Annotated in this window: 7 protein-coding genes and 1 pseudogene; 7 read left to right on the top strand and 1 reads right to left on the bottom strand. The window is 72.4% G+C overall.

All coding sequences use genetic code 11. The features are described from left to right. Positions 1-150: pseudogene (locus ACWCSD_RS42500) on the top strand (tryptophan synthase subunit alpha); the annotation flags it as partial. An 82-nt stretch (positions 151-232) separates the two neighbouring features. Here ACWCSD_RS42500 and ACWCSD_RS42495 read toward each other — a convergent pair. Continuing rightward, positions 233-1960 carry a glycoside hydrolase family 35 protein gene (locus ACWCSD_RS42495; protein WP_449923584.1) on the bottom strand — a complete coding sequence of 576 codons (1728 nt, stop codon included), beginning with the start codon at positions 1958-1960 and terminating at the stop codon, positions 233-235. A gap of 106 nt (positions 1961-2066) precedes the next feature. Between ACWCSD_RS42495 and ACWCSD_RS42490 the strand changes: the two genes are divergently transcribed. From ACWCSD_RS42490 to ACWCSD_RS42465, 6 genes are all read left to right on the top strand, one after another. Further along, a complete protein-coding gene (locus ACWCSD_RS42490) occupies positions 2067-2906 on the top strand; it encodes a helix-turn-helix transcriptional regulator (RefSeq protein WP_387666542.1) in 840 nt (279 codons plus the stop codon). Positions 2907-3050: 144 nt separating this feature from the next. Continuing rightward, positions 3051-3560, top strand: coding sequence for a MauE/DoxX family redox-associated membrane protein (locus ACWCSD_RS42485; protein WP_364331290.1), 510 nt, complete (start codon positions 3051-3053; stop codon positions 3558-3560). Beyond that, positions 3532-4296, top strand: coding sequence for a DsbA family protein (locus tag ACWCSD_RS42480; RefSeq protein WP_387666545.1), 765 nt, complete (start codon positions 3532-3534; stop codon positions 4294-4296). The genes ACWCSD_RS42485 and ACWCSD_RS42480 overlap by 29 nt, the downstream gene beginning before the upstream one ends. A 111-nt stretch (positions 4297-4407) precedes the next feature. Next, positions 4408-5328 (top strand): prolipoprotein diacylglyceryl transferase, encoded by a 921-nt coding sequence (gene lgt / locus ACWCSD_RS42475; RefSeq protein ID WP_449923579.1) that lies wholly within the window; start codon positions 4408-4410, stop codon positions 5326-5328. Then, on the top strand, positions 5325-6029 hold the full coding sequence (locus tag ACWCSD_RS42470) for a VIT1/CCC1 transporter family protein (RefSeq protein ID WP_387666550.1): 705 nt from the start codon (positions 5325-5327) through the stop codon (positions 6027-6029). Before lgt ends, ACWCSD_RS42470 begins: the two co-directional genes overlap by 4 nt. Before the next feature lie 1019 nt (positions 6030-7048). After that, positions 7049-7980 (top strand): hypothetical protein (locus tag ACWCSD_RS42465; protein WP_449923575.1); only part of this gene is annotated, 932 nt, incomplete at its 3' end.

Raw genomic sequence — 7980 nt, 5'->3', positions numbered from 1 at the left:
GCGCAGGCGGCCGAGGTGGCCCGCTACGCCGACGGCGTGATCGTGGGGTCGGCGTTCATCCGCCGCATCCTCGACGCGCCCGACGAGGCCGCCGGGCGCGAGTCGATCATGGCGCTGGCCGGTGACATGGCCCGCGGCGTGCGCCGCTGAGCCCTCTGCGGGCTGTCCCGATCATCACGAAGGCGCGTCCCCTGAGCAGGGGGCGCGCCTTCGTCATGTCGTGCCGACGAGGTCAGCCCAGGTCGGGTTCCGCGCGCAGTTCCAGGGCCGGGCCCACCTGGTCCAGCTCCAGGACGACGATCTCGTTCGTCCCGGCGCGCAGCAGCGGGGCCGGGACGTAGAGGGTGCGCTGCGGGCCGCGGTCCCAGTAGCGGCCCAGGCAGAAGCCGTTCACCCAGACGTACCCCTTGCCCCAGCCGGGCAGCGCCAGGAACGTGTCGGCGGGCTCGTCCACCTCCAGGACGAACCGGAAGAACGACCTGGGCCCGGCCTGCGAGCCGTCGGCGAACGGCACCGCGGAGACGTCCTGCAGCGGGATCGGCCGCGCGCTCCACCCGTTCAGGTACTGCTGGTGGTGCAGGACGCCGCCGGTCAGGCCCTTGCTCTCGCCGGTCAGCGGCCCGTAGTTCGTCCGTCCCATCGACTCCACCAGCAGCTCCACCGTGGCGGGGCCGGACACCGTCACCTCCGGCTCCTCGGCGTCGCGCTCGAACACCCCGGCGAGCCGGCCGTCCACGAACACGTGCGCCCGGTCGCGCAGCCCGGGCAGCCGCAGCCGGTACGCGCCGCGCGGCCCCGGCACCTCCGCCCGGTACAGCACCAGCCCGTGCTCCAGCCCCAGCTCCTCGAACGACGGCGGCACCGGCGCGCTGGTCCCCGGCCCCGCCACCGCCTCCAGCGCGTCGCCCAGGGACACCGACTGGACCGGCCGCAGCGTCGCCGGCGGCAGCGCGGCCGGGACCGGCGGCACCGCGGGCGGCTCGCCCGCGTACCGCGACAACACCTCGCGGAAGCGCCAGAACTTCTCGGTGGGCGCCCCGCGCTCGTCGATCGGCGCGTCGTAGTCGTAGGAGGTGACGGTCGGCCGCCAGTCGCCCATCGCCCGCTCGCCGGCCTGGTTGGCGCCCGCCCAGGTGCCGAAGTTGGTGCCGCCGTGCGCCATGTACAGGTTCACCGACGCGCCGAGTTCGAGGATGCGCTCCAGGACGGCGGCCGCGTCACCGGCGTCCCTGGTCATGTGCTTGTGGCCCCAGTGGTCGAACCAGCCGCACCAGAACTCCATGCAGAACGGCGGGTCGTCCGGCCGGTGCTCGCGCAGCGCGGCGAAGGCCCGGTCGGGGTCGGAGCCGAAGTTCACCGTGGCCAGCACGCCCGGCAGGGTGCCGCCGGTCAGGTACCAGTCGGCCGGGCCGTCGGAGGTGAACAGGGGCACCTCGACGCCCCTGGCCGTCAGGCCGTCGGCCAGGTGGCGCAGGTAGGCCAGGTCACTGCCGTAGGAGCCGTACTCGTTCTCCACCTGGACCATGATCACATTGCCGCCGCGGGTCACCTGCCGCTCGACGACCTGCGGGAGCAGCCGGTCGAAGTAGCGGTCCACGTGGCCCAGGTACTCGGGGTCGCAGGTCCTGATCCGGCCGGTGAGCCAGGCGGGCAGGCCGCCGTTGTCCCATTCGGCGCAGATGTAGGGACCCGGCCGGACGATCGCCAGCAGCCCCTCCTCGGCCGCCGCGTCCAGGAACGCGCCCAGCTCCTCCATCCGGCGGAACTCGCCCCTGCGCGGTTCGTGCAGGTTCCACGGCACGTACGTCTCGACGGTGTTCAGCCCCATCGCCCGCAGCATCGCCAGCCGGTGCCGCCACTGCCCGGGATGCACCCGGAAGTAGTGCATGGCGCCCGACAACACCCTGAACTCCGCACCGTCGAGCCGGAACACTCCGTTCTCGACCGAGAAAACACCCATAACTGTTCCTCCGATAGGATTTCGCGCCCCGCAACCCTGCCAAGACCGCAGGTCAACGGCCATGGACAAACCCAGACAACCTGTTGGACTCACCCGCGGAGACCGGATGACCCCGCCCTACGACAAGTGGATGCAGTACCTGACCCCCGGGCCCGCCCATCGCGGGCTCGGCCTGGTGTGCCTCGGCGTCGGACGGCAGGAGGGGCGGCTGCCCACGGTCGGGCCGCGCACCCTGCAGCACCACGTGGCCGTCCTGGTGACCGCGGGCCGCGGCTGGTTCTCCCAGGGGGAGGGGCCCGTCGTCGACGTCGTCGCGCCCGCCGTCATCTGGCTCCTGCCCGGCGTACGCCACCACTACGCGCCCGACGAGGCCGGCTGGGACGAGTGGTTCGTCGACTTCACCGGCCCCGCCGCCACCGCCTACCAGGACCTCGGCTTCGTGGACGCCGGCAACCCGGTCACCCCGCTCACCACGGCGGAACCGGCCGCCCACGCCATCGGCCGCATCGCCCAGGCGTGCCGCAGGGGAGGCCCGTACCTGGAGGTGGAGACCTCGGCCATCGTGCACGAGGTCCTGGTCGCCCTCAGGCGCAGCCGCGCCGACGAGGACCCCTACGGCGACCCGGTGCTGGCCGGGCTGGCCAGGGACGCGTGCCTGCCGGTGCCGGTCGCCGAGCACGCCAGGCGCCTCGGCATGCCGCTGACCGAGCTGCGCCGCGCCGTGCGCCGGCTGGCCGGGTGCAGCCCCAAGGACTACGTGCTGTCCATCAGGCTCAACCGGGCCAAGGACCTGCTGGCCACCACCGACCTGCCGGTCGCCGCCGTGGCCCGGCGCGTCGGCTACGACGACCCGGCCTATTTCACCAGGTTGTTCACCCGCCGCGCCGGTCTGCCGCCGAGCGAATTCCGGGCGCAGCAGTATCGTGGACTTCCTACCATTTCATGAACGGGACTCTGCCTTAGCCGACGCTTATCCCGAGCGTGATCGGATGATGTCCCGGTACTGTGCGCATTCCCGGCGCAGAGAAAGAGGAGATCACCCGTGGCCGCGTCACAACCGTCACACAACGGCAGATCGGCGATACCCTGGGTGACGACCGTCGCCCGGCTGATCCTGGGGGGCGTGCTGATCGCGGCGGGGGCGCTGAAGATCGGCAAGTCGTCCGACTCCGTGGTCGCGGTCAAGGCGTACCAGCTGCTGCCCGAGTCGATCGCCGAGATGGTGGGCCACGTCCTGCCGATCCTGGAGATCGTCGTCGGCGTGCTGCTGGTCGTCGGTCTGCTGACCAGGGTGGCAGCGGTGATCGCCGCGCTGCTCATGTTCGCCTTCGTGTTCGGCATCGCCTGGGCCTGGGCGCACGGCCTGCGGATCGACTGCGGCTGCTTCGGCGGCGGCGGCCAGCTGGAGACAGGACAGGAGCCGGCCTACCTGCTCGACATCCTGCGCGACTTCGGCCTGGTGCTGCTCGGCGCATGGACGGCCCGCTTCCCGCCGGGACGGTTCGCCCTCGACGGGGCGCTCGGACTGGCGGGTGCCGTGGAGGACACAGGTGACGAAGAGGAGATCGAGGATGAGCAAAGCGCAGCGCACCAAGTCTGACGGGAACATGTCGGCGCGCGAGAAGATCAGAGAGCAGCAGGCGGCGGCCCGCGCCCAGGAGAAGCGCAAGAAGCTGGTGACCTACACCACGGCGGCGGTGGTCGCGGTGGCCGCGGTCGGCCTCGGCGCGTGGTGGTCGATCAGCTCCTCCAAGTCGGAGCAGGCCGGGGCCGACCTCGCGCCGATCACCCTGCAGCCCGACGGCAGCGCCGTGATGGCCAAGGCGGGCGTGACGCAGCCGGTGGTCGACATCTACGAGGACTTCCAGTGCCCGGTCTGCAAGGAGCTGGAGCGGGTCAGCGGTTCGACCTTCAAGAACCTGGCCGCCGAGGGCAAGGCCAAGGTCGTCTTCCACCCGATCACGATCTTCTCCAGGGAGCCGACGAAGGGCAACTCCGTACGCGCGGCGGCGGCCGCCCGCTGCGTCGCCGACGGCAAGCAGTGGATGGCCTTCCACGACCTGATCTACAAGAACCAGCCGGCCGAGACCGTCGAGGGGTTCAAGACCGACCAGCTCGTCGAGTGGGGCAAGGAGGCCGGGGTCACCTCGCCCGATTTCGAGAGTTGCGTCACGTCCCAGAAGCACGCTCCCGCCGTGCTGACCGACAGCTCGAAGATCATGTCGGCGCAGTCGATCGAGGGCACGCCCACCGTGAAGCTCAACGGCACCAGCATCGGCGAGGCGGCGTTCTCGCCGCAGCAACTTCGCGATGCGGTCACGAAGGCCGCCAAGTAGCCGCAGGCTGCGCTACCCTCACCTGACATGCCCCTAGCCTCGATTCCCAGCCCTTCCCAGGGGGTCTGGTATCTCGGAATCATCCCGATCCGGGCCTATGCCCTGTGCATCGTGCTCGGCGTCGTCGTCGCCGTCTGGCTGAGCGAGCGGCGCTGGGTCGCCCGCGGCGGCCAGAAGGGGACGATCATCGACATCGCCGTCCCCGCGGTGATCTTCGGTCTGATCGGCGGCCGGCTCTACCACGTCATCACCGACTGGCAGACCTACTTCGGCAGCCGTGCGATCAAGGAGCCGTACCAGGCCCTGTTCATCTGGGAGGGCGGGCTCGGCATCTGGGGCGCGATCGCGCTCGGCGGCGTCGGCGTGTGGTGGGCCGTGCGCAAGCGCGGCATCTCCATGAGCGCCGTCGCCGACACGGTCGCGCCGGGCATCGCCTTCGCGCAGGCCATCGGCCGCTGGGGCAACTGGTTCAACCAGGAGCTCTACGGCGGCCCGACCACGCTGCCGTGGGGCCTGGAGATCGACGTCGACCACGGCGGCGAGCCGGGCGTGCTGTACCACCCGACCTTCCTGTACGAGTCGCTGTGGGACGTCGCGCTCGGCTTCCTGCTCATCCTGGCGGGCAAGCGGTTCGCGCTGCGGCACGGGCGGCTGTTCGCCCTCTACGTCGCCGGGTACACGCTGGGCCGCTTCTGGATCGAGGGCCTGCGCATCGACCCGGTCGGCGGGGTCGACCACGCGGTGACCTTCCTCAGCCTGCGGCTCAACCAGTGGACGTCCATCGTGCTGTTCGTCGGCGCGCTGGTCTACCTCTGGCTGACCAGGAACAAGGACACCGAGGAGCGGGTCGTGCCGCTCGACCTGGCGGTCGATCCGGCGCACGAGAGCGGCCAGGCCGATCCCGGCTCGTCCGACGCGCCGGCCGCCGTGGCGGCCGAGCCCGCCGAACCCGGTGAACCCGCTGAGCCCGGCGAACCCTCCGACACCGACGCGGACGACGATGCCGCGACGAAGGAGAAGAACCCGCGATGACCGGCGGCGCGGAGATCCACCATCGCCATCGCGACGTCAGCGGGGGCTGGTTGCGGCCCTCGGTGTTCGGCGCGATGGACGGCCTGGTGTCGAACTTCGCGCTCATCGCCGGGGTCGCGGGCGGCACCGCCACCACCAAGGTCGTCGCCCTCAGCGGCGTGGCCGGGCTGGCGGCCGGGGCCCTGTCCATGGCGGGCGGCGAGTACGTCTCCGTGGCCAGCCAGCGCGAACTGGCCCAGGCCGAGATCGCCGTCGAGCAGCGGGAGCTCGCCGGCAACCCGGAGGCCGAGCTGGCCGAGCTGGCTCAGTCGTTCGTGGACAAGGGGGTGGAGCCCGACCTCGCCGCGGCGGTGGCCGGGCAGATCTCCCGCAATCCCGAGCGGGCCCTTGAGATCCACACCCAGAACGAGCTGGGTGTCGTTCCCGGCGCGCTGCCCTCGCCGAAGGTGGCGGCGGTGTCGTCGTTCCTGTCGTTCAGTGTGGGGGCGGTGCTGCCGCTCCTGCCGTACCTGTTCGGAGTCGAGGGGCTTACCTTGTCGGCCGTGGTGTCGTGCGCGGCGTTGTTCGGGGCGGGCGCGCTGGTGTCCGCCGTGACGGCGCGCAGCTGGTGGTACTCGGGGTTGCGTCAGCTCGTGGTGGGCGCGGTGGCCGCGGGGATCACGTACGGGCTGGGCAATCTGATCGGGGCGTCAGGACTGTGAGATCGGGACGACGCTCCGGCGACTCCGCCGACTCCTCCGGCACCGGCCCCAACACTCCGGGCACCGGCGGCGGGTATGGCGGTGCTCCTGGCACCTATGACGCTTCCGGCCGTTCCGGCGGTGGTCCTGGGGCTTATGACGGTTCCGGCCGTTCCGGTGGTGCTCCTGGGGCCTATGACGGCTCCGGTCGTTCCGGCGGTGTTCCTGGCGCGCCCGGTGCTTCCGGCGCTGCCGGCGGGGCCGGTGGGGTCGGGGGCGGCGGGCGAGCCGGTGGTTCGCGTGGCGGGCGTGGCGCGGGGTCCGGGAGGGCTCGTCGCCGTTCCGCTGCTCGCGCCGCTGAGGCCGCGGCCCCCGAGCAGCCGGCGACCGGTGGCGACGGCGGCCAGGACCTCTGGGCGGCCCGCCGCGCCGCCCGCCCCCAACAGCCCGCCGACGCGGGCTGGGCCGCCCGCCCACCCGCCCCCCAGGGGCCCGACGCTTCCTGGCCCTCTCAACCCGCCCCCCAGGGCTCCGACGCACAGTGGGCGGCTCGTTCCGGGTCACAGGGCTCAAACGCGCAGTGGCCTGCTGGTTCCGCCGCCTCTCAGGGGTCGAACGCGCAGTGGCCTGCTGGTTCCGGCTCGCAGGGGTCTGACACGCAGTGGCCCGCCGGCTCCGGCGCGCAGGGGTCGGACACGCAGTGGGCGGCTCGTGGTGATGTGCAGGGATCCGACGCTCGGTGGGCGGCTCGCGGTGAGCGGAGTGACGGTCATCGGTCCGCGTCCCCGGCTTCCGATGCCGGATGGGCCGCGCAGCCCGCCGCGCCGGAGGCGTCCACGCCCGCCGACGACGCCGACGCACCGCGCGGCAGACGTTCCCAGCGGGGCAGACGTTCCCAGGCAGCCGCGGAGTCCGGCCGGGGCAGGCGTGCCCAGGAGGGCGGAGAGGCGTCCCGGGGGAGACGCGCCCACGACGGTGGGGAGACGGCTCGCGGGAGGAGGCGGGCGCCGGACAACGACGACTCCGTCTGGGCCGCGAGCATGGACGACCTGGCGGAGGCCGCCCGTACGGGCCGTCGCAGCACGGCCACCGACGGCGGCGAGCAGTCGCATCCGGGACGCCGGAGCGCCCCCGCGGACGGCGGCGGGCACGACGACGCAGCCGAGGGCTTCGCCGCGTTCGGGGCGTCGGGATCGTCCGCGGAGTCCGGAAGGACCGGGGAGTCCGCCGAGTTCCCGACCGGCTCCGGGTCACGCAAACGGCGCCGCACACCGCGCTCCGACTGGCAGTTCCCCGTGCTCACCGAGTGGGGCCTGCGTCCGGAGCAGCAGCGGCTGATCGTCATCATCGCCACGGTCATCGGCGTCGTCGCGGGCGCGACGGGGCTGGTGGCGGTCGTCAGCTCGCTCGGCGACTACGCCCCCGAGCGGGAGGCCAGCGCCGCCGTCCTCGGCCCGGACGCCGCCATGCCCATGTCCTACCAGGGCTGGAGCTCGCCCAAGCTGTTCGCGGCCCTGGCCGACCGGGCCAAGGACAGCCGGGAGCTCACCGACAAGGAGGTGTTCGGGCAGAGCGAGCTCGCGGTCTCCAAGAAGCTCACGCTCAAGCTCGCCGCCAAGCGCATCGACGCCGACTGCTCGGCCGCCCTGTGGGGCACGGCCCTGCTGGAGAAGGTGGCCGACGCCGACTGCCTCCAGGCGGCCCGCGGCCTGTACGTCAGCTCCGACGGCCGCTACGTCGGCCAGTACACGCTGCTCAACCTCAAGGACGGCCAGTCGGCCGGCGACCTGGTCGAGTCCCTCAAGACGCTCTACCGGGGCGGCTGGGCACGGCCGTTGACCTCGTCGAAGGCGGCCTTCCCGGCGGGCGGCTACTCCGAGGGCGGCGGCTACGCGCTCGGCCACTACGTCGGCCTCGTCTGGCTCGGCAAGACCGACGGACTCGACCCCACCGCCCGGGACGACTTCGTCTC

It is taken from the genome of Nonomuraea sp. NPDC001684 (assembly GCF_053596515.1).
The sequence above is the reverse complement of the archived record's forward strand: the minus strand, read 5'-3'. Positions and strand labels throughout refer to the sequence as shown.